At 57.4% G+C, this 24,215-nt stretch carries 20 protein-coding genes; 9 read left to right on the top strand and 11 right to left on the bottom strand.

The genetic code is table 11. From position 1 onward, the window contains the following. Nucleotides 1–9: 9 nt before the first annotated feature. The 3 genes from LBR61_00900 to LBR61_00910 all read right to left on the bottom strand — a co-directional run bounded on the left by LBR61_00900 (nt 10) and on the right by LBR61_00910 (nt 6,473). The gene (locus tag LBR61_00900; protein ID MDR1730628.1) at nt 10–1,539 is read right to left on the bottom strand and encodes a leucyl aminopeptidase; all 1,530 of its coding nucleotides are present in this window, start codon (nt 1,537–1,539) and stop codon (nt 10–12) included. A 158-nt stretch (nt 1,540–1,697) separates the two neighbouring features. Continuing rightward, a complete protein-coding gene (gene nifJ, locus LBR61_00905; protein MDR1730629.1) occupies nt 1,698–5,249 on the bottom strand; it encodes a pyruvate:ferredoxin (flavodoxin) oxidoreductase in 3,552 nt (1,183 codons plus the stop codon). A gap of 51 nt (nt 5,250–5,300) precedes the next feature. Then, on the bottom strand, nt 5,301–6,473 hold the full coding sequence (locus LBR61_00910) for a DUF362 domain-containing protein (GenBank protein ID MDR1730630.1): 1,173 nt from the start codon (nt 6,471–6,473) through the stop codon (nt 5,301–5,303). 306 nt (nt 6,474–6,779) lie between these two features. Between LBR61_00910 and LBR61_00915 the strand changes: the two genes are divergently transcribed. Genes LBR61_00915 through LBR61_00925 form a run of 3 tightly spaced genes read left to right on the top strand, consistent with a single transcriptional unit; the run spans nt 6,780 to nt 10,762 of the window. Beyond that, nucleotides 6,780–8,219 carry an NCS2 family permease gene (locus LBR61_00915; GenBank protein MDR1730631.1) on the top strand — a complete coding sequence of 480 codons (1,440 nt, stop codon included), beginning with the start codon at nt 6,780–6,782 and terminating at the stop codon, nt 8,217–8,219. Nucleotides 8,220–8,246: 27 nt separating this feature from the next. After that, nucleotides 8,247–10,082, top strand: coding sequence for an amidohydrolase family protein (locus LBR61_00920; GenBank protein MDR1730632.1), 1,836 nt, complete (start codon nt 8,247–8,249; stop codon nt 10,080–10,082). Between the two features lie 2 nt (nt 10,083–10,084). Continuing rightward, nucleotides 10,085–10,762 carry a response regulator transcription factor gene (locus LBR61_00925; protein MDR1730633.1) on the top strand — a complete coding sequence of 226 codons (678 nt, stop codon included), beginning with the start codon at nt 10,085–10,087 and terminating at the stop codon, nt 10,760–10,762. Nucleotides 10,763–10,777: 15 nt separating this feature from the next. Here LBR61_00925 and LBR61_00930 read toward each other — a convergent pair whose 3' ends face one another. Then, on the bottom strand, nt 10,778–11,194 hold the full coding sequence (locus LBR61_00930; GenBank protein ID MDR1730634.1) for a secondary thiamine-phosphate synthase enzyme YjbQ: 417 nt from the start codon (nt 11,192–11,194) through the stop codon (nt 10,778–10,780). Nucleotides 11,195–11,614: 420 nt separating this feature from the next. On the opposite strand from LBR61_00930, the gene LBR61_00935 reads away from it, so the two are divergent. The 4 genes from LBR61_00935 (at nt 11,615) to LBR61_00950 (ending at nt 15,305) form a co-directional block, all read left to right on the top strand. After that, nucleotides 11,615–12,325 (top strand): DUF5058 family protein, encoded by a 711-nt coding sequence (locus LBR61_00935; GenBank protein ID MDR1730635.1) that lies wholly within the window; start codon nt 11,615–11,617, stop codon nt 12,323–12,325. A 114-nt stretch (nt 12,326–12,439) separates the two neighbouring features. Continuing rightward, complete coding sequence (locus tag LBR61_00940) at nt 12,440–13,111, top strand: hypothetical protein (protein ID MDR1730636.1); 672 nt, start codon at nt 12,440–12,442, stop codon at nt 13,109–13,111. A 57-nt stretch (nt 13,112–13,168) separates the two neighbouring features. After that, nucleotides 13,169–14,581 carry an amidohydrolase gene (locus tag LBR61_00945; protein ID MDR1730637.1) on the top strand — a complete coding sequence of 471 codons (1,413 nt, stop codon included), beginning with the start codon at nt 13,169–13,171 and terminating at the stop codon, nt 14,579–14,581. Between the two features lie 184 nt (nt 14,582–14,765). Beyond that, the gene (locus LBR61_00950; protein MDR1730638.1) at nt 14,766–15,305 is read left to right on the top strand and encodes a flavodoxin family protein; all 540 of its coding nucleotides are present in this window, start codon (nt 14,766–14,768) and stop codon (nt 15,303–15,305) included. 89 nt (nt 15,306–15,394) lie between these two features. Here the strand turns inward: LBR61_00950 and LBR61_00955 are convergent, their stop codons facing one another. Then, on the bottom strand, nt 15,395–16,036 hold the full coding sequence (locus LBR61_00955) for a hypothetical protein (GenBank protein MDR1730639.1): 642 nt from the start codon (nt 16,034–16,036) through the stop codon (nt 15,395–15,397). A 390-nt stretch (nt 16,037–16,426) separates the two neighbouring features. Here LBR61_00955 and LBR61_00960 point away from each other — a divergent pair, with 390 nt between their 5' ends. Next, on the top strand, nt 16,427–18,208 hold the full coding sequence (locus LBR61_00960; GenBank protein ID MDR1730640.1) for a carbon starvation protein A: 1,782 nt from the start codon (nt 16,427–16,429) through the stop codon (nt 18,206–18,208). 193 nt (nt 18,209–18,401) lie between these two features. Here LBR61_00960 and LBR61_00965 read toward each other — a convergent pair whose 3' ends face one another. From LBR61_00965 to LBR61_00985, 5 genes are all read right to left on the bottom strand, one after another. Further along, the gene (locus LBR61_00965) at nt 18,402–18,677 is read right to left on the bottom strand and encodes a hypothetical protein (GenBank protein ID MDR1730641.1); all 276 of its coding nucleotides are present in this window, start codon (nt 18,675–18,677) and stop codon (nt 18,402–18,404) included. A gap of 99 nt (nt 18,678–18,776) precedes the next feature. Further along, nucleotides 18,777–19,406: a DNA-3-methyladenine glycosylase I gene (locus LBR61_00970; protein MDR1730642.1), complete on the bottom strand. Its 630-nt coding sequence runs from the start codon at nt 19,404–19,406 to the stop codon at nt 18,777–18,779. 36 nt (nt 19,407–19,442) lie between these two features. Continuing rightward, complete coding sequence (gene nifU, locus LBR61_00975) at nt 19,443–19,880, bottom strand: Fe-S cluster assembly scaffold protein NifU (GenBank protein MDR1730643.1); 438 nt, start codon at nt 19,878–19,880, stop codon at nt 19,443–19,445. A 104-nt stretch (nt 19,881–19,984) separates the two neighbouring features. Then, nucleotides 19,985–21,178, bottom strand: coding sequence for a cysteine desulfurase NifS (gene nifS / locus LBR61_00980; protein MDR1730644.1), 1,194 nt, complete (start codon nt 21,176–21,178; stop codon nt 19,985–19,987). Between the two features lie 35 nt (nt 21,179–21,213). Next, nucleotides 21,214–21,648 carry an Rrf2 family transcriptional regulator gene (locus tag LBR61_00985; protein MDR1730645.1) on the bottom strand — a complete coding sequence of 145 codons (435 nt, stop codon included), beginning with the start codon at nt 21,646–21,648 and terminating at the stop codon, nt 21,214–21,216. Between the two features lie 267 nt (nt 21,649–21,915). Here LBR61_00985 and LBR61_00990 point away from each other — a divergent pair, with 267 nt between their 5' ends. Beyond that, the gene (locus LBR61_00990; protein ID MDR1730646.1) at nt 21,916–23,940 is read left to right on the top strand and encodes a urocanate hydratase; all 2,025 of its coding nucleotides are present in this window, start codon (nt 21,916–21,918) and stop codon (nt 23,938–23,940) included. An 80-nt stretch (nt 23,941–24,020) separates the two neighbouring features. Here the strand turns inward: LBR61_00990 and LBR61_00995 are convergent. Further along, nucleotides 24,021–24,215, bottom strand: a 195-nt coding sequence (locus LBR61_00995; protein ID MDR1730647.1) for a hypothetical protein, incomplete at its 5' end; no start/stop codon positions are given.

Below are 24,215 nucleotides of genomic sequence, written 5' to 3' on the forward strand. Positions count from 1 at the left end.
AATTCGGTGTCACTTCAGGTTCATTACGTAGTCGAGGCAGGTGCGCACGCCCCAGGCGGACGCTCCCGCGGCCCAGACGCCCCATTCTTCCTTGTAGAAATCGACGCCCGCAATGTCGAGGTGCGCCCAGGGGATGCCCTTTTCCACAAACTCGTTCAGGAACATCGCGGCGAAAGTCGCTCCGCCGTAGCGTCCCGCTCCGTTGACCAGGTCGGCAAACTTCGACTTCAGGGTTTCTCCGATCTTTTCATCGTCCATGGGCAGACGCCACAGACGCTCTCCTCTTCTGCGTCCGGCGGCGAGCAGCGCGTCGCAGAGGGCGTCGTCCGTGGCGAACACCCCCGCCGTCCAGTTCCCCAGCGCCACGGCGCAGGCTCCGGTCAGGGTCGCCATATCCACGATCGCGTCGGGCTTCAGTTCGCTGGCCAAGCACAGAGCGTCCGCCAGCACAAGGCGTCCTTCGGCGTCGGTGTTGTCGATTTCTATCGTTTTGCCGTTGCGGGCCCGAATGATGTCGTCAGGGCGCAGAGCCGTGCCCGAGGGCATGTTTTCCGCCAGGGCGAGAATGCCGTGCACCTCCGCGGCAGGCGCGAGGGCGGCGACTCCCTGCATTATCCCGATGACGTTGCAGGCGCCGGTCTTGTCGCATTTCATTGTTTTGATATAGTCCGCGGGCTTCAGGTCCAGTCCTCCGCTGTCGAAGGTTATTCCCTTGCCCACGAAAACGACTTTCTTTTTCGCCTTCCCCCTGGGCTTCCAGGTCAGATGAATCAGGCGCGACGGCGTTTTCGAGCCCTGCCCCACGGCCAGCAGAGCGCCCATCTTCTCGGTTTCCAGCTTTTTTTCGTCCCAGATCTCGCAGGACAGGCCCTGTTTTTTGGCGAAGGCGGCGACATATTCCGCAAGCGTCAGGGGATTGACCACGTTGCCCGGTTCGTTGGCCAGGCTGCGGGCTGTTTTCTGAGCCGCGGCGAAGGTTCTGCCGATTCCGGTCTGCGCCTCCCAGTCCTTCGACAGGGTGGAGCCGGGGACGAAAACCTCACTCAGAGAAAATTCGTTTTCGTTCTCCCGGGCGCTTTTGTCCTGATTCGCCTTCCCTTTATACTTGTTGAAAACATAGCCGCAGAGCTCAACGGCCTCTCCCAAAAGAATTTCTTCCTCGCGTCCCTTCTTTTCGGTCAGAATCAGGACGGATTCGTTATGTTCCCGCCCAATTCTGCGCAGAGCCCCGGCGAGGCTGTCTCGCAGACGGGCGGAGGTGCAGTCTTCATCTCCGCCAAGCCCCGCCAGGTAAAGGCTTTCAACATTTCCGCCGAACAGGGGGACCTTCACCAGACTGCCCTTTTTGCCCAGAAAATCCTTCCGCTTCACAAGGGCCTTCACCTGGGACTTCCAGGCGGACGCGACCTCGCACTTTTTGCAGTCCTCTTCCGTCATCAGAACCAGTACGGCGCTTCCTTTCCATTGGTCGGGATTCTCTGCCGCCCGAAGTTCAATCCCGGCCTGTTTCGTTTCCAGTTCCAGTTTTATTTTTTCCATTTTCATTTCCACCTTTTGACAATCGCAATCAGCGCTTCCCCAATGGTTAAATTATAGCGGATTGCGTACTCGTTTACTAAAAAAGACGCTTTCCGCCCGCAAGAAAAACGGGCGGCTTTTGGCCGCCCGTTCGTCACACTGTTCAGATCACCGACAGATCACTGAGCGGTCAGGGGGATTTTGTCCTCGCCCGCCAGACGCTGGTACGAGGCGTAACGCGCCTTCGCCTCTTCTTCGGACTTCTGGAAGAGGGCCTCCGCAACCTCCGGGAACTGACGCTGCAGGGCAGCGTAGCGCACTTCGCTGAGCAGAAAGTCCCGGAACGAAGCGGTGGGTTTTTTGGAGTCCAGAGAGAAGGGGTTCTTCCCCGCCTGCCTCAGCTGCGGATTGTGGCGATACAGCGACCAGTATCCGGCCTCCACGGCGCGGCGCTCCTGCTCCTGAGACTTGCCCATCCCGGCCACCAGACCGTGGTTGATGCAGGGGCAGTAGGCGATGACCAGCGAGGTTCCGGGATACCGGTCCGCCTCCAGGAAGGTTTTGAGAGTGTGGCTCTTATCCGCTCCCATGGCGGTTTGTCCCACGTAGATATTGCCGTAGGTGACCGCCATCAGGCCCAGGTCCTTTTTGCCCGTCCGCTTGCCTCCGGCGTTGAATCCCGCCACGGCCGCGGTGGGCGTCGCCTTGGAGGACTGTCCGCCCGTATTGGAGTACACTTCGGTATCCAGCACCAACACGTTGACGTCCTCTCCCGCCGCCAGAACGTGATCCAGCCCGCCGTAGCCGATGTCGTAGGCCCAGCCGTCCCCTCCCACAATCCACAGGGAGCGTTTGACCAGGAAATCCCGACGCTCCCAGATGCGGTTGAGGGCCTCGTCCGAGCCCTTCTCCTTCTCCAGAAGCTCCGACAGACGGTCGGCCCGGGCGCGGGTTCCCTCCACCTCCAGACGGAGATCCAGCCAGTCCGTCATGGCGGTTTTCAGATCCTGGGAGAGGTTCCCCAGCGTGAGAGCTTCCCGGACTTCTCCGGCCAGTCGCTCGCGATTCTGGGTCGCTCCCATGTGGATGCCGAATCCGTACTCTCCGCAGTCCTCGAACAGCGAATATCCATAAGCGGGGCCGTGTCCGCGATCGTTCTTCCGGTAGGCCATGGAGGGGAAGCTCCCTCCCCAGACGGCCGAACAGCCCGCCGTGTTCACGACCACCATGCGATCCCCGAAGAGCTGAGTCAACAGTTTGACGTAAGGCGTTTCTCCGCAGCCGGCGCAGGCTCCGCTGAACTCCAGCAGAGGACGCACAAACTGGCTGCCCTTCACGCTCTGAGTCTGTTTTTCCGGCAGTTCCTTGCAGGAAATGTGGCTGTCAGCGAAGTCCCAGAGGGGCGCTGCCGTGTCGCGGACTTCGTTCAGAGGTTTCATGACCAGCGCCTTGTTTTTGGCGGGGCAGGCCTCCACACATCCGCCGCAGCCGGTGCAGTCCAGGGAGGAAATCGCCAGATGGAACTTTTTCCCCTCGAACCCCGTGGCGGGAAGCGTCTGCAGGTCCGCGGGAGCGCCCTTCAGCTCGTTTTCATCGGCCAGAAGCGGACGGAGAACGGCGTGAGGGCAGATAAAGGCGCACTGATTGCACTGGAGGCAATTTTCGGATTTCCAGACCGGCACCCGAACCGCGATGCCCCGTTTCTCCCACCGGGTCGTTCCCAGGGGGAAGAAGCCGCTTTCGTAGCCTTTGAAGGTGCTGACGGGCAGATCGTCGCCCTTTTGACGGAGGACGCTGTCCATGATGACGTCCACGAAAAAGCCCCTTTTCGGTTTTTCCTCCGGGGCGGAATCCTGCGCGTTCTTCCAGGTCGGGGGGACGGAGAAGAGCTTCACGTCGCTGACGCCGCGATCGATGGCGGCGTGGTTCATGTCCACGACCTTCTGCCCCTGCTTTCCGTAGGAGTCCACGACGGCGTCCTTCAGGTATTTGACGGCCTCTTCTACGGGGAGAATGTGGGCCAGCCTGAAGAAGGCCGCCTGCATGATCATGTTGATCCGTCCGCCCAGCCCAAGCTCCTGCGCGATTTTCACGGCATCGACGGTGTAGAACTCCACCTCGTTTTCGGCGATGAAGCGCTTCATGGCGGCGGGCAGACGTTCTTCCAGCTCCGCGGCGGACCAGGAGCAGTTCAGCAGGAATTTCCCGCCCCGCTTCAGACCCTCCAGAAGATCGTAAAGGCCCACGTAGGCCTCGTTGTGACAGGCGATAAAGTCGGCTCTGTCGATGTAGTAGGAGGACAGAATGGGAGAGCGGCCGAAACGCAAATGAGAGATGGTGACGCCGCCGGATTTTTTGGAATCGTAGGCGAAATAGGCCTGCGCGTACATATCCGTGTGGTTTCCGATGATTTTGATGGCGCTTTTGTTCGCTCCCACGGTTCCGTCGGACCCCAGTCCCCAGAACTTGCAGGCGATGGTGCCTTCCGCCGCCGTATCCACCACCTCGGAGGGGCGGGGCAGGGAGGTGTCGCAGACGTCATCCACGATCCCCACCGTGAAACTGTTTTTGGGGGCGCTCTGCTTCAGGTTCTCGAAAACGGCGAAGGCCATGGAGGGGTTGAAATCCTTCGAGCCGATGCCATAGCGGCCTCCGACGACGACGGGAGCGCCGGCATGTCCGCAGAAGGCGCTCCGGACGTCCTGGTAAAGGGGCTCGCCCGCGGCGGCGTTTTCCTTGGTGCGGTCGAGAACCGCTATTTTTTTGACCGTGGAAGGGATCACCTTCAGAAGGCGCTCCGGGACAAAGGGACGAAAAACGTGCACCGTCACCAGCCCGACCTTCTCGCCACGGGCGGAAAGCCAGTCCACCACCTCCGTCAGGGCGGTGCAGCTGGACCCCATGGAGATGACCACCCGCTCGGCGTCGGGAGCGCCGTGATAATTGAAGAAACCGTAGTCTCTGCCGGTCAGCCGGTTGATTTCACCCATGTAATGATCGATTGTTTCCGGAAGGGCGCGATACCAGGGATTGACGGACTCCCGAAGCTGGAAGAACACGTCCGGGTTCACCGTGGAGCCCCTCAGCTCGGGGTGGTCGGGGTTCAGTGCGTTGTCCCGGAAGTGTTTCACCGCGTCCCAGTCCACCAGCGCCCTCAGCTCTTCGTCCTCCAGCACTTCAATCTTCTGAATTTCGTGAGAGGTGCGGAACCCGTCCATAAAGTGGAGAAACGGCACCCTTGAGCGGATGGCGCAGAGATGGGCGACCGCCCCCAGGTTCATGGCGTCCTGGACGCTGCTGGAGGCGAGAATGGCAAAACCCGTCTGCCGAACCGCCATCACGTCCTGGTGTTCTCCGAAAATGCTCCACGCGTTGTTGGCCAGAGATCGCGCGGCCACGTGAAAAACGGCCGGCAGCAGCTCCCCCGCCGTGCGGTACATGCTGGGGATCATCAGCAGAAGCCCCTGGGAGGCCGTGTAGGTGGTGGCGTAAGCCCCTCCCTGCAGGGCGCCGTGCACAACCGCCGACGCTCCACCCTCGGACTGCATCTCGATCACCCGAACCGGCTGTCCGAAAAAGTTTTTCTTCCCGTGGGCCGCCCATTCGTCGATCAGCTCCGCCATGGGAGACGAGGGCGTGATCGGGAAAATCCCCGCCACTTCCGTAAAACCATATGAAACATACGCCGCAGCCGTGTTACCATCCATCGTTTCCATTCGACGTTTTGACATGATAGCTCCTTTATCCCTTTCAATCATCAGATTCATCATTCAGACAGATAATCAGTAACGATTTGCGACTTCTTCGCCCACGACGCCTCGAACGACGTACACGTTGTTGGGAGGGCAGCCCGGCACGAAGGTTCCCCGCTTCTCCAGCTGACGGGTGCAGATTCCCACCAGGACGACCCGGTCTTTGGGCACATCCGGAGGAAGTTTGGACTCGTCCAGCGGACCGCAGACGATGCATTTGCCTTTGAGGTTTGACTCCAGATTCTGGCTCTTCATGTCCATAATGGCGCTGATCACCGTGTTGCGGCACCCTGTGCAGGCCCCTTCGTCCATCAGGAGGTCGAAGGGCGGCAGACCCTCGATTTTCGTCTCCGAAGCCCGCAGAAACCGCCGTTCCACCTGCGAAACCGGAACGCCCCGAATTTCGATTTTCGAGAGGTCCATCTCCCCCAGCCCGCGCGCGGCGGCCCGAACGGTGATCGGCACGTCCTTCGGGTCATAGCCCATGATGCGCCCCCCAACGGCGTCCGCCGCCACCATGTCCTTCGAGGCGACGATCAGCCCCATGGGCACCGGCGTGCCGAATATGGGCCCCAGCCCCTCCTGTCCCCAGGTGCCGTCGATGACCGTCAGAACGGGCCTGAACGTCGTGATCAGATCCACCACGCCCTCCAGAACGCCGTAACGGTGGAAGTCCTTCTTGTGGGCGTCGCTGATCAGGCCCTTGATATTTTTCAGGCCCAGGGTGACCTCCGTCTGATCATGGGTTTTCAGCACAGGCACGCTGATGATGGCGTCCGCTTTTTTCACCGGCTCCCAGGTTTTCATCTCGCCGAAAACCTTCCAGCCGGCGGGGACGGAAACCGTCACGGGAGGAGTCTGCTTCAGGTCCACAACCTTGTAGCCCTGTTTGCGAAGCAGGTCGTATTCCGTTTTTTCGATGACCTTTTCGGTATCGACGCCCGCCGCCGAGGACTCCGCGATAATCGGCTCCGCCCCGCGTTCCCTCACCAGGTCCGCCACGGCTTTCGCCGCCTCCCAACGGGTCACCGCTCCCGAAAGGCGCTCCGAGGGAACGGCGACGAAGTTAGGCTTAACAATGACGGTATACCCGGGCTTCACGATGTCGTCGATTCCGCCGATTTCGCGAATGGCCTCCCGTACCGCCGCCGCCACGCTTCTTTCGTCGTCTCCGGAAGTTTTGACAATGGAAACGATACTCATAACACTTCCCCTCCTGCAGCGAATTTTATCACTACTGACCGGCACCCCCAAAGGACGACGCCTCTTCCCCCGTGAACCGTCTCCTTCCTCCGTTTTTTGTGAACAATAATGTAGTAATAATATAACAGAAAACTGGCAATCCATTAATATTTAATCCTGCAGATGCCCTCACCTTCCCGTGAGGAACGCGACCCGTATTAAAGTGATATAATACCCTGCATTGCGAAATTCAGGAGACAGAGCCCACTGTGCTCCCAAAACGGAAAACGCAGCGGGGTTTTGACAATTCTGCGGGGAGTGAAATCGATGGCGGAGCGACGGGGATTTTTGGACGAATATTTTCAGATTTCGGAGCGGGGAAGTTCCATTCCAACGGAAATTCTGGGCGGTGTGGTGACGTTCATGGCGATGGCGTACATTTTGGTGGTCCATCCCTCCATTATGGCCGCCGGAGGCAAGGGAATGCCCAGAGAGGCCGTTTTTACCGCGACGGCGATCATTGCCGGCGTTTCCTCCATCGTGATGGGCCTGTGGGCGAAACTGCCCTTCTCCCTGGCCCCCGGCATGGGCAGCAACGCCATCATGATCGGGCTGGTAGGAGCGGGGCTGATCACCTGGCAGCAGGGAATCGGCATGGTCGTGATTTCGGGAACGCTGTTCGTCCTGGTCAGCTGGCCCATCCTCAGATGCCTGTGGCTGTTTGGCGTGCGAAACCCCAAAATTTTGAATTTCAACCTCCGGCAGGTGGTCGTTGAGGCGATCCCCGTCAGCGTAAAATTCGGAGTCAGCTTCTGCATCGGCCTGCAGCTGGCGATTCTGGGGGCCGGACGTTCCGGCATCGGTTTCGCTCTGATCAATAACAACAGCTTCGTCCTGGGCAACCTGACCGATCCCCGGGTGGCCCTGGGGCTGGCGGGGCTGCTGACGATTCTGGCCATGGTGTTCCTGCGGCGAAAAAACAATGACCGCCCCCTGGTGCCGGGAGGATACCTGATCGGTATGCTCGCCATCACCGCCATCGCCATTTACCTGGGGATGGTCAAAACTCCGCCCTCCTGGATCACCCAGCCTCCCAGCGTCGCTCCGGTTTTTTGGGCCTTTGAGCTGTCAGGCAGCTGGATCGAGCAGGTTTATCCCTATATTCTCGTGTTTTTTATGGGCGACTTCTTCTCCACGGCCGGCACGGCTCTGGCCTGCGCCGAAAAAGCGGGCCTGATGGATGACGACGGCAACGTCCCGCGCCTGAATCAGGTGTTTTACGTGGACTCCCTCTTCACGGTCATCGGCGCGTTTTTCGGGCTGACGGTGGTCACGACCTTCGTGGAGTCCAGCGCGGGGGTGGAGTCGGGGGCGCGGACCGGTTTCGCCTCTCTGGTGACGGGAGGGCTCTTTCTCGCGGCCCTGTTCCTCTCTCCGCTGTTCCTCATGATTCCGCCGATGGCCACCGGCGCGGCGCTGTTCGCCGTGGGAATCGGCATGATGCTGGGAATCCGGCGCATCGTCCGCCAAACCGAGGACGACCAGGTCGAGCTGGTCTCCGTGCTGATGATGATCGCTTTTTACGCTCTGCTGCGAAACACGGCCGGCTCCATGTGCTTCGGCATCATCGCCAACGGACTGCTCCGGACGATTCGCTTCCTGTACACACGGCCTCCGATAAACAGGGTGAAGCTGGTGGCGGGCCTTCTGCTGTTCGCCCTGGGCGTGAGCTACTTCGTCGTCCAGATTATATCCGCGCCGCGCTGAGGAAGGCGCGATGAGAAAGAAATGACCATGCGCATGATTGATCGCTGGCGCTATCGGAATCGGGAGGCCCTTCGCCGGGCCGCGGCCGGGGAAATTCAGGCGGACCTGGCGATTGTCGGCGGCTCCCTCGCGGACGTGGACACCCTGACCTGCTATCCCGCGGAGATTTTCGTGTCGGAGGGCGTCATCGTCCACGTGGAAAGCGACCCCGCCGCCTTTCAGGGCACGAAAGCCAACGCGAAAGTCCTGTACGACGCCGGAGGGGGAATCGTGGCCCCCGGACTGATGGATTCTCACGTTCACGTGGAAAGCTCCATGCTGACCCCCAAACACCTGGGCGAGGCCGTGGTGGTTCATGGAACCACGAGTATCTTCACGGACTGTCACGAACTGGTGAACGTGGCCGGACAGGCCGGTTTCCGCTACATGCTGGAGGATGGCAAACGCTCCCCCATCCGCCAGTTTATGCTGATCCCCTCCTGCGTTCCCTCCGTGCCCGGGCTGGAAAACGCCGGCGCCCGGGTGGAGGGCGGGGACGTTTCGGAGATGGCCGCCCTGGACGAGGAACTGGTGGTGGGCCTGGGAGAGGTCATGAACTACCCCGGGGTCATGCAGGGCGACCCGCTGATGATGGAAATCCTGCAGGCCGCCCGAGAGAACGGCCTCTACCTGCAAAGTCACTATTACCGGCTTTTCGGACGCGCCCTCTCGGCCTACCTGATTCACGGACTGGGCGGAAACCATGAGCTGCGCTCGGAGGAGGAAGTGGTGGAAACCCTCGAAAAAGGGGGATGGGTGGACCTCAAGGGCGGCAGTTCCATGCCGGTGTGGGCCCATGATTTCTTTCCCGACCTGCTTCGGGGCGTCCGGCGTTTCCCCAGCCCGGCGGCCCTTCGGCTGACTCTGTGCACGGACGACCGCCACGCGGCCGACATCGTGAACCAGGGGCACATGAACGTGGCGGTGCAGCGGGTGATCGACGAGGGCTTCGACCCCCTCCTGGCCCTCTCCTGGGGAACCCGCCGTGTGGCCGAGGAGTACGGGATCGCCAACCTGGGCCGCGTCGCGGCGGGGTGTCTGGCGGACCTGATGATCTTCGGGACCCTCGAACGCATCGTTCCCGGCGCGGTTTTCGTGGGAGGCGAGCTGCGGGCGGAGAACGGAAAATTCTCCGAAAAGGCGAAGCAAACCTTCGTTCCGGCCCCGGCACAGCTCATGAAGAGCGTAAAACTGAAAAAAATGGAGAGGAAGGATCTGGAGCTCCGCGTTTCCGGTCCGGAATCGAAGGCCGGAAAAGTAAAGGTCAGCGTCATCGATTTCAGGGAAAAAATCACGGAGCTGACGCAAAGAGAACTTCCCCTGTCCCCGGAAGGCGTGCTGGAGCTTCCAAAAGACGGAGATTTCGCGTATCTGATGGTGTTCAACCGATACGGCCTGACGAGCAGAGGCGCGGCGGTCGTGGAGAATTTCGGATTGACCGCGGGGGCGGCGGCATCCACCGTTTCCCACGACTCTCACAATCTGACGGTGGCTTTCCGGAACCCGGACGACGCCGTAAAAGCCATAAACGCCCTGATCGAAATGGACGGAGGTCTTGCCGTCTCCATCGACGGACAGGTCAGGACGGTGGCCCTGCCCGTGGGCGGTCTGATTTCGGAGCTGTCCGCGCCGGAGCTCGCCGCCGCGCTGGGGCATTTCGAACCGTTCTACCGCCGGGCCTTCGGCGATAAAGACGCGTCGCTGCTGAAAGTCGCCACCGCTTCCCTGATTGTTTCGCCGAAATTCAAGGTTTCGGATTTGGGGATCGTGGACGTGCTAAAGCAGAAACGGGTCCCGCTCTTCCCGGACCATCCGGACCTGTGAACATGGCCGGAACGAAAACGGAATCTTCCTCCTCTTCCTCTCCCGCTCTTCGCGTTCTTCTGGCGGACGACCATCCCATGACCCGGGCGGGGCTCGCGGCCTGGCTGGAACGGGAGGAGGGCATCGAGCTGGTGGGTCAGGCCACGGACGGAGAGGGGGCCTGGCGCGGCATCATGAACCTGAAGCCCGACGTGGCCATGCTGGACATCGAAATGCCAAACGGCAACGGCATCGACGTCACCCGTCGGGTTTTAAAGGAGGGGTCTCCCACCCGTGTTCTGATTCTGACGGCCTACAACGCCCAGCAGTACGTTATGGCCGCCGTTCGGGCCGGAGCGGGAGGTTTCCTGCTCAAAACGACCCCCTTCGACCAGCTGCGCCGGGCGATATTCGACGTGGCGAAGGGCATTTTCTACCTCGACCCCGCCGTGTCCCTGCGAGAGAGCCTCAAGGACCCGGAGGAGCTTTCGGCGCGTGAGAAGGAAGTTCTGCTCCTGGCCGGACAGGGGATGCCGGCCCACGAGGTGGCGGCCCGTCTCGCCATCACCGAACGAACCGTGCAGGCCCACCTGGCCTCCGTTTACGGCAAGCTCGGAGCCCGCAACAAAACGGAAGCCATCCTGATCGCGCTGAAAAAGGGCATTGTTCTGCTGGACGATCTCAAGCTGGAAACACAATGACCCCTGTTTTTGGTATCATTCCCCGATAATTTTCACGAGAACCCGTTTGTCCCGCATTCCATCAAATTCACCGTAGAAGATCTGCTCCCAGGGGCCGAAGTCGAGTTTCCCGTTCGTGACGGCTACGACGACCTCCCGTCCCATAACCGTGCGCTTCAGATGCGCGTCGGCGTTATCCTCGAAGCCGTTGTGGCTGTACTGGTCGTAAGGTTTTTCCGGAGCGATTTTTTCCAGCCAGCGTTCGAAATCCTGATGAAGGCCGCTCTCGTTGTCGTTGATGAAAACGCTGGCCGTAATGTGCATCGCGTTGACGAGGCACAGCCCCTCGCGAACTCCGCTTTCACTCAGCGCCGCCTCCACTTTGGAGGTGATGTTGACGTACTCTCTGCGGGTTTTGGTGTGAAAATGCAGCTCTTTTCGATAAGATTTCATTTGTCCTCCCCTTCGTCACAGAGCTCTGCCGACTCTGGATTTTCAGCCCTGTTTCAGCATGGAATTGTTTCAGCATGAAAAATATGCAATCCGCCGCAGCTATTATGAGGCCGGCGGCGGACAAAAGAAAGACCGCATTCCAATAACATAAAAATCAAAATGAAATTTTCATAAATATAGTTTAAATATAATTTCATATTTCAATAAGCAAAAAATTATAGTATTTAAAAATATTTCTATATTTATATTGTTATAAAACATTTATCATAAAACATTAAAAATGTATTCATCATTTTTACTTACTTAAATTACTGATTTTTACCATTTTTATTTTCTGTCATTCGCTTAAAATGTGGAACAATGCTTTATCGAATCAGATTTACAAAGTGATTTCATTTTGCGGAGGGAGAGGAAATAACTGTGGAGCAAAGTAACTACCTTGAAACAGCCAACAGTCTGTGGATGTGGGTTGCTGCGGGGGCAGCGGTACTGATCGTTCTGATTCAGGCTTTTCTGTTCGCCGGGAAGGCTTACCGGACGGGTCTGAAGATCGGGCTGACGCGAACGCAGATGGGAGACGCCGTCAAAAGCAGCGTCATTACGTCCATCGGGCCGTCCTGCGTCATTTTGAGCGCCCTGATCGCGCTTCTGGTCGCCATCGGCGGCCCCATGGCGTGGATGAGGCTGTCGTTCATCGGCTCGGCCATGTTCGAGATGATGGCCGCGGGTTTTGGAGCTCAGGCCACCGGGGTCACCATGGGCTCGGATCCCATGACGCCCGTCGCTTTTGCCAACGCGGTGTGGACGATGACGCTGGGGTCCGTCGGGTGGATCATCTTCGCCACTTTGACCGCGGACAAAATGGAAAAAGTTCAGAAAAAAATTTCGGGCAAGGGCACCGCGCTGATGGGCGTCATCTCCTCAGCCGCCATACTGGCCGCTTTTGGGTCCTTCAGCGGGGTCCATCTCATTGCCCTCAACAAAAATTCCGTTGCCTGCGTGGCCGGCGGCGTAATCATGCTGCTGCTGTCCCCCCTAGCCGACCGGAAAAAAATCAAATGGCTCAGAGAATGGGCTCTGTTTTTCGCCCTGTTCGGCGGAACGCTGGTCGCGGCTCTCTGGCCGTTTTAAAAGTCATTCACGTTTTAAAAGTCATTCATTCCTGACCGATTTATTTTTTGATTTATTTTTTGATTGAAGATTTTGTTTTGATTGAAGACTTTTTATCGAAGGGAGACTGAAACAATGAACGCCGACAATATATATGAAAAGGAATTTCTGCCTGAGATTATCAAATGGGGACGCATCACCAACTGGCTGGGGGTCCTGCTGGCCTTCGGACCGGCTCTGGTCCTGGCCGTCGTTTTCGACATCATTCCGCCCGTCAGCGCCATCCTGAACGGCTTTGTCGCCATTGCCGCCGCCGTAGGGGCCGTCTGGTTCGTGGAACCCATATCCTATTTCCCCATCATCGGAGTCGCCGGAACCTACATGGCCTTTATTTCCGGAAATATCAGCAATTTGCGCATCCCCTGCGCCATGGTCGCGCAGAAAATCGCGAACGTAGAGCCTGGCACCAAAGAAGGAAGCATCATCGCCACTTTGGGCATGGCGGTTTCCATTGTGGTCAACACCCTGATCCTCACGGCGGGAGTCGTGGCCGGAGCTCAGGCTCTGGGGCGGCTGCCCCGGCCTGTCCTTTCCGCTCTGCAGTTTTTACTGCCCGCTCTCTTCGGAGCCATTTTCGTACAGTTTGCCATTTCGAAGCTGAAACTGGCTCCCATCGTCCTGGCCATTTCCATTCTCATCGCCCTGGGCGTACGAGCCGGAGTCGTGCCGAATTTTCTCTCTACGCTGAGCGTCGTTGTCTTCAGCATCGGTATCGGCGTATTTCTGCATAAAAAGGGTATTCTTTAGAAGAATATACACATTAAAGAACCCCAAATCTGCCCGCATAAAGGAGACGTGTAATCCGTGCAGAACACAGACAAACAGATGATCCTGACGTGGATCGAAGAAAATAAAAAATCTTTCGAAGAACTGGCTCTCAACATCTGGAAAAATCCGGAAATCGCCCATAAAGAATATGAGGCCGTAAAACTCCAGAAAGAATTTCTGGAAAAACAGGGATTTTGCATTACACAAAAAGACGGTTTGCCCACGGCCTTCATGGCGGAATGGCGCTCGGAAGTTCCCGGAGGGCCGGTTATAGGACTGCTTGGGGAATACGACGCTCTGGGCGGACTTTCCCAGTCCGTGTCCGCGCAGGTCTCTCCTGTGACGAATGGAGGTCCGGGGCACGGCTGCGGTCACAACCTGCTGGGAGTCGGCTCTCTTTTGGCCGCCTGCGCCGCAAAAGCGATTTTCGTCGCTCAGGGACTGGCAGGAACGATCCGGTACTACGGCTGCCCGGCGGAGGAGGTCCTGACCGGCAAGGGGGCGATGGCGAAGCTGGGTTATTTCGACGGAACCGACGTTTCTCTCGCCTGGCATCCCGGGGACCACAGCTCCGTGACAAACGCCATTTTTACGGCGCTGGGCTCCGCGAAATTTCACTTCAAAGGACGGGCGTCCCACGCCGGAGCCTCTCCCGAGGGAGGGCGCAGCGCGCTGGACGCGGTGGAGCTGATGAACGTGGGGGCCAACTACGTCCGGGAACATATGGTGGACCAGGACAGACTGCACTACGTGATCACCAGCGGCGGCGTCGCTCCCAACGTGGTTCCGGCGGACGCCGAGGTCTGGTACTATGCCCGCGCTCCCCACGACGAGGAGCTGGTTTCCCTCTGGAAACGCCTCGTCAAAGTCGCCAAAGGCGCGGCGATGATGACAGAAACGGAAGTGACCTGGGAAATTCTGGGCGGCTGCTATAACACGCTTCCCAATCAAAGGCTGAACCGCGCCCTCGAAGAAAATCTGATTTCTTTTGCCGGAAAAGCGGATTTCGACGAGGAAGATCTGAAGTTCGGCCAGGAGATACAGGCAACTCTGGACCCGCGCCTGGTGGACACCGCTCTGACCAAAACTCCCCTGCCTGAGGATGAAAAGGTGCTGAACGCCTCTCCCCTGCCCTGCTTCGACCATGGAACCTTCATCATGGGGTCCACGGACGTGGGAGACGTGGCGCATATCATGCCCACTTCCATGATGTGGTGCGCTACATGGCCGCTGGGCGTTCCCAACCACACCTGGCAGGCCACGGCCTGCGCCGGAAGTTCCATCGGGCTCAAGGGAATGAAGCTGGCGGCCAAAGCCCTGGCCGGATGCATTTATGACCTGGCCCGGGATCCTTCTCTTCTCGCCGAGGCCCGGGAGGAGTTTACCCGAAAACGCAAAGGTATGCCCTGGCAGCCCGTCGAAGACCTGTTGGACAAATCCGCCCAATAAAGCGGCCGGAAACGGTCAAAACAGCGACGTAAACAAGAGACAGTCGGTTCTTCGGCAGAGGGCCGACTGTCTGCATGATATGCGAAGGACCTCGCCTCAGTTACAATATTCCCCATCGGTGTAATATATATATATATATCTAGTTCTAACATATCTCTGACAGAAGAGAGGCTTTTCAAAAACTATGGGGAAAAATGTGGTGATTCTTTCCGGTTCGCCCCGCAAAAACGCCACCACCGATCGACTGGTTCGGGCTTTCGTCGAAGGGGCGGAGTCGGCGGGCAACAGCGTGTCTCTTTTTCGTACGGCCGACCTGAACATAGGCGGCTGTCTGGGCTGCAACCACTGTTTCGAGGACCCGGGGGCCTGCGTGCAGCGCGACGACATGATCCCCATCCTCAAAAAGCTGAAGATGGCCGACGTCCTGGTCCTCGCCTCTCCAATCTACTATTTCGGCCTCTCCGCACAGCTGAAGGTCGCCATCGACCGCATGTATGCGCTGCTGAGCGAGGGAATGCCGGTCCGGCGCGCCGCCCTGCTGATCACATGCGGAGACGTCTCCAGCGCGGCCGCCGATTCCGCCGTTTCCATGTTCCGCCAGATTTCAGACTATCTGAAATGGGAAGAGGCCGGCGTCGTCATCGCGCCTCAGCTGCACGATCCCAACGACATCGACGGCCGCCCCGAACTGAAGCAGGCCAAAGAGCTGGGAAAGATCATATAAAGATTTCGGCGATACCTGAACCTGATTTTTTCTTCACTTCTTCTTATCCGCCTTTTCTTCTCCACTTTTTTTCCGCTTCCGGCGCGACCTCACGCCGGAGGCGGGGCGCTCTCCTTTTTGCGGGCGAGCATGGCCGCGCTCAGCTCCAAAACGCGATCCAGAGTGGTGTCGTCAGGGCAGAAAATTCGAAATACGGGCAGAAGCGAATCGGACAATGTGACCAGCCGCAGAGAACGCAAAACACGGACTTTTCGGATTTTATCCCAGGCGGACCACTTTTCCGTTCCGGAGAAATTGGCGTTTCCCGTCGACAGCGGCACGGCGCAGCGGGAAAATAAAACGTCCGCCGGCGCGGGGATCGTCGGAGGCGCTTCGAAGCTGACGGTGCTGGAGATCCCCGCCGGAGAAAGGGTGTATCGGACATAATAGCCGTTTTTATGACGAATCAGCATAAAGAAGCAGCTCAGCATCGCCAGACCCGCGACGCAAAGTCCTATCCATCGGATGACGAAAAATATGACGTCCCGCCCAACTCCCGACGCCCACATCCCCAGGCCGAACAGCAGAGAGGGAAAGAACCAGGCCGCCAGAAACGCCATCAGAAAATCCAGCATAAAGGCGGGGTTGGTCAGCATGGGAACTCGCACCGTCCAGGAAAGCCCCCGATCCGGCGTCTCCGGAGGCGGGGGAGTTTTTTTCGTGAAAAATCGCTCCAGCGGAATATTTTCCATCTGCAATTCCTCCTGCAATACCCGGATGAATAATTCTGCAAAAGATCATCGGAAGATTACGCATTTATACGTTATAATAACCTGGAAATAAGGTAAAAGATGGACTTTGTGATTTAGACAGAAAAAGATCAGGAAACGAGGTTTTAACGGCAAGAGGAAAAGATCGTTGTCCTCTGCCTGATCTAGTGTATCAGTCACCAGGAATTTTGAAAAAAGGAGGGGATTTTGGCGGGAAGAACGCAATCTGTACGCAGGAGCAGGAACGGAACAGAAACGTAGAAGTAAGGAAAACTGCTGCATGGGTAAGGGAATGAACATCTCGGAGATTCCAAAAGAGCCCAGGTTCAATCGGTAACATGGGATCAACTTTCGAGGAAGGTGAGCAGTCAAATGTTATTAGCGATGTTTGCAATAGCGGTGGTTGTTTTTGTAGTGGCCTACAATACCTATGGGAAGTTCATGGCGGGTATCTACGGACTCAGCAACGATAACAAAACGCCGGCCGAGGCCATGTACGACGGTGTTGACTACTGTCCGGCGCATCCGGCGGTTCTGCTGGGACACCATTTCTCCTCCATAGCCGGCGCGGGGCCCATTACCGGTCCCATCACGGCGGCCAACATATTCGGATGGCTGCCCACCTATCTGTGGTGCGTCATCGGTTCGGCGTTTTTGGGCGGCCCCCACGATATGGGCGGTCTCGTTGCCTCCATGCGCCATGAAGGCAAGTCCATCGGAGAGGTGGTCGACCGGTGGATCGGGCGCAAGGGAAAGATTCTTTTCCTGTTGTTCACCATTCTTACGATTATTCTGGTCGTAGCCGTGTTCCTTCAGCTTTCGGCCAACTCCTTCGCGGCGGATCCCGCGGTGGCGTTTTCTTCCGTGCTCTACATTTTCATGGCAGTCATATTCGGCGTTCTGATTTACCGCATGAACTTCCCCCTGTGGCTGATGACCGTCATCATGGTTCCCATCATCATTTACGCCTGCTGGTTCGGCAACCAGAACAAGGTAATCTATCACATGTTCTCCTTCTCCGGCAATACGGCGCTGGAGTTCCACAGAGCGCCGGACGGTTCCGCCATCGACTCCGCGGAGAAGTTCGAGGCGGCTAAGGCCACCGACGAAGTCCTGAAGGACGTCGGGACCTTCGAAGAGTACACCGCCGCGAAAAAGGCCCTGAACGCCAAAAATATGGAAGCCTGGCGCTGGGTGCTGGTGGTCTATATCATTCTGGCCTCCATTCTGCCGGTGTGGCTGCTGCTTCAGCCACGGGACTATCTGGCCTCCTATTTCCTCTACTTTGCCGTCATCATCGGAAGCATCGGCATGGTCGTCGGAGGGAGCCACTTCGAGGTCAAACTGCCGGCCTTCAAGTCCTTTATCGGAGCCAACGGAGATTATCTGTGGCCCATGCTCTTCATCACCGTGGCCTGCGGCGCTCTTTCCGGATTCCACGCGCTGGTGGGCAGCGGAACGACCTCCAAGCAGATCCGCAAGGAAAAGGACGCCGTCCTGGTTGGCTATGGCGCCATGCTGATCGAAGGCATCGTGGCCACCATCGCCATTGGAACCATCATGGTTTCCGGTTCCATGCTGGGCGACCCCATGAACACCTACGCCACGGGCTTTGGTCGTTTCGCCCAGATCGTCGGAATCGATCCCATCATCGGCAAATCCCTGGGGCTGCTGGCCCTGAACAGCTTCCTTCTGACCTCCCTGGACACGGCGACCCGTCTGGGCCGTTACCTGATTCAGGAACTGTTCAACATGAAGATCGACCGCTACTCGGCAACGGGCGTGGTCGTGGTGGCCGCCATGGGAATGCTTCTCATGAAGACCCACAACACCGCCGGAGCCGAAATTCCCGTGTGGTCCGCGCTGTGGCCGATGTTCGGTTCGGCGAACCAGCTGGTTGGCGCCCTCGTCCTTCTGGGCGTGGCGGTGTGGGTGAAACGCGGCCTGAAAAAGCGCAACGACTGGCTGATGTACCCCATGTGGTTCATGCTTCTCACGACGCTGGCCGCTCTGGGCTTCATGATCAAGGGCAACCTGGTGGACGCGAAGGTCCCCAACTACCTCCTGGGCGGACTCTCCATCGTGCTGTTCCTTCTGGCGCTGGCGATGGTGCAGCAGGCCTTCTCGGCGCTCAAAAAGGACCATACCGTATAGCTGTCTGTGTCTGATTCTGAATAACTGAATAACCAAAAAAGCCCCGCTTTTCGAATCTCTCGAAGGCGGGGCTTTTATATGTGCCGGTTTCAACTGAAAAACAAATCACAGATCTTTGACGTCAGATTTCAAATAAAACCTCAGATTTCAAATTTGACTTCAAATTTAACTTTAAACGGGTATGAAACTGGTATTACAGTTCTCGCACGAATTCCATGAATTCCCGCAGGGCGGAGCCATTGGTCCAGGGGATGTTGACCGAATGTTTCAGCATCAGACCTTCTGAGCCCTTGGCGAGGATTTGACAACTGAAATCGTTGTCGGAAAAAACCAGATCAAACTTGAATATCGTATCGTACTGACCGTCCATCACCAGGTATTTCCCGTCGGACGTCACATAAAGAGTCAATCCCTTGATACTCATGGTCTTTTCGATAAAACTGGTGATAACGTAGGAGACCGGTTTCATTCTTACACTCCCCTCCCCCGCGTCGATTCGGTTGAAAAAGTCGACGCTTCGATTGATTTCTGCACCTGGAATCATATTAACACATTTTCAGCGTTCTGTTCATTTGCTTCCCGTTTGTATGCCTTCCGTCTGTACGCTTTTCATCAGAGGCGTCCGGCTCTCCAGCTCGGCATGGCGAAAGCAGCCCGTCAAATGGTCATTGACCATACCGGTGGCCTGCATGTGGGCGTAACAGACGACGGGACCGAAAAATGAAAATCCCCTCTGTTTCATGTCTTTGCTGATTTTTTCGGCAAGAGGCGTGACGGCCGGAACCTGCGAGAGGTCCTCCCAGTGGTTGACGATGGGCCGTCCCTCCACGTACGCCCACAGATAAGCGGCGAAGGAGCCAAATTCCTCCGCCGTGCGCAAAAACGCGCGGGCATTGTTGATCGCGGATTCGATTTTGCGCCGGTTGCGGATAATGCCGGCGTTCTGCAGCAGCTTCTCCACGTCCTCCGGCCCGAAAGCCGCCACCTTCACGGGGTCGAAAAACGCGAAGGCGGCGCGGTAATTCTCGCGCCGCCTCAATATCGTCAGCCAGGAAAGCCCGGCCTGTGCGCCTTCCAGAACGAGAAATTCAAAAAGCCTCCGGTCCTCTGTCACCGGGACACCCCACTCTTCGTCGTGGTACCTGACGTAGAGCTCATCCCTTCCGCACCAGCCGCAGCGCTCCCTGTATTCTCCCATGTCCGGCGCACCCGACGAACTCGGACGTCTTTGTTCCTACACCGCGCAGGGCGCGTGCTCGTGCTCGTCGTCGTAGTTCTTCATGGGAACCAGATCAAGACCGTGTTTCTCCCGGTAGTCGTTGATCGCCCGATGAATGGCCTCTTCCGCCAGAACGGAACAGTGCATCTTGACGGGAGGCAGACCGTCCAGGGCCTCGGCCACCGCCGAGTTGGTCAAATCCCAGGCTTCATCGATGGTTTTTCCCTTGATCAGCTCCGTCGCCATGCTGGAGGACGCAATCGCCGACGCACAGCCGAATGTCTTGAATTTTACGTCCTCGATGACATTTCCCTTAACCTTCAGATATATTTTCATAATATCCCCGCACTTGGGGTTTCCGGCCTCGCCAATTCCATCCGGATTCTCAATCTCCCCCACGTTGCGTGGATTGCCAAAATGTTCCATTACTTTTTCGCTATAGGCCAGCGCCATTGCGCACACCCCTTTCAATCAAATACCTTTCAATCAAAAACTTCAAAAACTTCAAAAACTCTGTTGCCAGATGCCTTACTTAATTTTACTTCTTCAATATTATTTTACTTCTTCTCGCCGATTTTTTTCAGATAATCTTCCCACAGAGGGGACATTTCACGCCGATGGGCCACGATTTTCGGCAGGACCTCCAGGACGTAATCCACCTGTTCGTCGGTGGTGGAGTGCCCCAGGGACAGACGCAGAGATCCGTGGGCCAGTTCGTGGGGAAGGCCGAGGGCCATCAAAACGTGGGAAGGGTCCAGAGAGCCCGATGTGCAGGCGCTGCCCGTGGAACCGCAGATGCCTTTGGCGTCCATGTCCAGAAGAAGGGTTTCTCCCTCTATTCCGATAAAACTGAAGTTTGTGTTGTTCGGCAGACGACTGTCTCCCCGGGCGCCGTTGAGCCTCGCGTGGGGAATGGCCTTCAGAACGCCCTCAATGAGCCGATCCCGCAGGCCGGTCAGTCGCTGTTTTTCCTGAGGCAGACTGGCTTTCATCTTCTCCATGGCAAACCCCATGCCCACGATGCCCGCCACGTTTTCCGTGCTGGCGCGCTTGCCCTTCTCCTGCCCGCCTCCGTGGACGAAATTCTCCAGCCGCAGGCCCTTGCGCATATAAAGCGCCCCCGTTCCCTTGGGGCCGTACATCTTATGGGCGGACATGGACATCAGATCGATGAAAAGCGCGTTCACGTCAATATCCACCTGAGCCGCGGCCTGAACGGCGTCCGTGTGAAAGAGAATTTTCCGCTCCCGGCAAAGTTCCCCAATGGCCCTGATGGGCTGTATCGTTCCAATCTCGTTGTTGGCAAACATGACGGAGACCAGAATCGTTTTATCCGTAATGGCGGCCTTCAGATCCTCCAGGCGGATGAACCCCTCTTCATCCACCGGCAGGTAAGTGACGGTTCCGCCCTCCAGCTTTTCCAGATACTCCCCCGTATGCAGAATGGCGTGATGTTCGATTTGCGTGGTGATGATGTGATTGCCTTTGGAGCGCTGTTTCTCCAGCACCCCTTTAAGCGCCCAGTTGTCGGCCTCCGTCCCGCTGCCGGTGAAGAAAATCTCCTCCGGCAGGGCGTTCAGAGCTGCGGCGACCTGTCCGCGGGCTTTTTCTATCGCCGCGCGGCTTTTGGCAGCCAGAGAATAAACGGAGGACGGATTTCCATAAAACTCCGTAAAATAAGGCGTCATCACCGCCAGAACCTCCGGATCCATCGGCGTCGTCGCCGCGTGGTCGAGATACACTCTTTGCATTCAATACCCCTCCCTGTTACTCAAATCCCGACGTATCAAAAAAAATCCTCCTGATCGGGTAATGCCTTATCGCCCTTTTTGGCGATGTCCTCCAGCGTCGTGTTTTCGAGAATACTGTCCACCGAGCTTTTCAGTTTTTGCCAGAGCCCGTACGTGGAACAGGAGGCGATGTTCCGGCAGCCCGCTTCCGTCTGACAGTCGCCGAAGGCGATGGATTCACCCAGGGCCCGGATAACCTCCGCCACGGTGATTTCACCCGGCGGCCGAGCCAGAATGTACCCTCCCTGCGCCCCTCGTATACTTTTGATCAGATGGCCCCTTCTCAGTTTCGCAAAGAGCTGTTCCAGATAACTGGACGGAATGTTCTGCCTTCGCGCGATGTCGCTGACCGCCACAGGCCCTTCGCCTTCCCAGGAGGAAAGGTCGGATAAAGCCCGCAGGCCATAGCGAGTCACGGTCGTCAGTTTCACGGGCGCTTCACCTCTCTCTCGTAATGCGCAGATTATCATACCCAAGGAAATTTATCAACTTTAAAATATGCAATCTTGAAAGACCTTCACCTCAGTAATTTAACTGATAATATGAACAATACTGTATAAAGACGTAAGCAAAAGTATTTTTTTTCGTGTAGAATTTTTAAAGAAGATATGGGTTCCCGTAAATTTCTGGAAGCAAAAGTTTTATTATAATATTATGAGATTTGAGCAGGTTTTATCTGGAAAGGAGTGCGATGCACTATGATGAACAACGAGAAACTGGGCGGGGCAATGCGGATCAAACTGGATTTTCCCAATGGGTTGCCCAAAAAACCCGCGCTCGACCCCAAATACCGGAGGGCCCCCGACAGAGGCTTCACCCTCAGCGAGGCCGAGACCGTACTGGCGCTTAAAAACGCGCTGCGCTACATCCCAGAGCAGTATCACCGGGAGCTCGCCCCCGAATTTTTGGAGGAGCTGCGGAGCACCGGCCGCATTTACGGCTACCGTTTCCGGCCGGAGGGCCGCCTGTGGGGCAAGCCCATCGACGAATACAAAAGCGGCTGCACGGAGGGCAAGGCCTTCCAGGTCATGATCGACAACAATCTGGACTTCGACATCGCCCTCTATCCCTACGAGCTCGTCACCTACGGAGAGACGGGGCAGGTCTGCCAGAACTGGATGCAGTACCTTCTCATCAAAAAATACCTGGAGGCCCTGACCATCGACCAGACTCTCGTGGTGGAATCCGGACATCCTCTGGGGCTTTTCCGCTCACACCCCGGCGCGCCCCGGGTCATCATCACCAACGCGCTGATGGTGGGACTTTTCGACAACCACGAGGAATGGCACCGGGCCATGCAGCTCGGCGTGGCCAACTACGGACAGATGACGGCGGGAGGCTGGATGTACATCGGACCCCAGGGGATCGTCCACGGCACGTTCAACACGGTGCTCAACGCCGGCCGGCTGAAATTCGGCAACGCCCACGACGTTCTGAAGGGGAAGCTGTTCGTCACCTCCGGACTCGGCGGCATGAGCGGCGCGCAGCCCAAAGCCGCGGACATCGCGGGCTGCGTTTCCATAACGGCCGAGGTGGACCCCTCCCGCATCGAGACCCGCCACAGCCAGGGCTGGGTGCAGGAACTGGCGAAATCCCCCAAAGAGGCCTTCGACAAGGCCCAGGCCCTGATGAAGAAAGGGGAGGTCAGCTCCATCGCCTTTGAGGGCAACATCGTCGACCTGCTGCAGTACGCCGTCGACAACAACATCACCATCGATCTGCTTTCCGATCAGACGAGCTGCCACGCGGCCTACGAAGGCGGCTACTGTCCGGCGGGAATCACCTTTGAGGAACGCACCCGTCTTCTGAAGGAAGATCCTGAAAAATTCTGCAAACTGGTGGATCAGACGCTGATTCGTCATTTCGGCCTGGTCAAAACCCTGGTGGGACGGGGAACCTACTTCTTCGACTACGGGAACTCCTTCCTGAGGGCCATTTACGATGCCGGAGCGAAGGAAGTCGCCAAAAACGGCGTCGATACCCACGATGGATTCATCTTCCCGAGCTACGTGGAGGACATCATGGGGCCGATGCTCTTCGACTACGGTTACGGTCCGTTCCGCTGGTGCTGCCTCTCCCGAAAGCCCGAGGACCTCAAAAAGACCGATCAGGCCGCGATGGACTGCATCGACCCGAACCGCCGCTTCCAGGACAGAGACAACTGGATCTGGATCCGGGACGCGGAGAAGAACGCGCTTGTGGTGGGAACCCAGTGCCGCATTCTCTATCAGGACGCCGAAGGACGGGTGAAAATTGCCCTGAAGTTCAACGAAATGGTTCGGAACGGAGAAATCGGGCCCGTTATGCTGGGGCGCGATCATCATGACGTCTCCGGCACCGACTCGCCCTACCGGGAGACCGCGAATATCAGGGACGGCAGCAACGTCATGGCCGACATGGCGACTCAGTGCTTCGCCGGAAACGCGGCCCGGGGCATGAGCCTCGTCGCCCTCCACAACGGCGGCGGCGTCGGAATCGGCAAGGCCATCAACGGTGGATTTGGTCTGGTGCTGGACGGGTCGGCCCGGGTGGACGAAACGATTCGCCAGGCCCTCTCCTGGGACGTCATGGGCGGAGTCGCCCGCCGCGCCTGGGCCCGCAATGACGGCGCCCTGGAGGTCTCCGCCGAGTTCAACACCAAACGCCGAACCGGCGAACACATCACCCTGCCCTGGCTTGCCGACGAAAAATTCCTGACGGAACTGGTAAAGGGGAAAAAGTAGCCCGAACCCCCAGAACACAAAACGAAATCATCCGAAAAATTATCCAGGTGAAACGGCCGTCTCCCAGTGGAGCGGCCGTTTTAGTTTATCTTCGCAATCATGGTACCGATTAAAGTTCCGCCTGAAATTTTCGACATTCCATTATCTACACCCGCATAATTCTGACGAGTCCTTTTTCTTAGGAATTGTGCAAACAGTACTTGACCAATTTCTGAATACAAGATATAGTTTTCGTATCTTAAATTACGAGGTACGATAACATGAAAGAGCGCATT

The sequence above is a fragment of the Synergistaceae bacterium genome (assembly GCA_031272035.1).
Taxonomy (GTDB): domain Bacteria; phylum Synergistota; class Synergistia; order Synergistales; family Aminobacteriaceae; genus JAISSA01.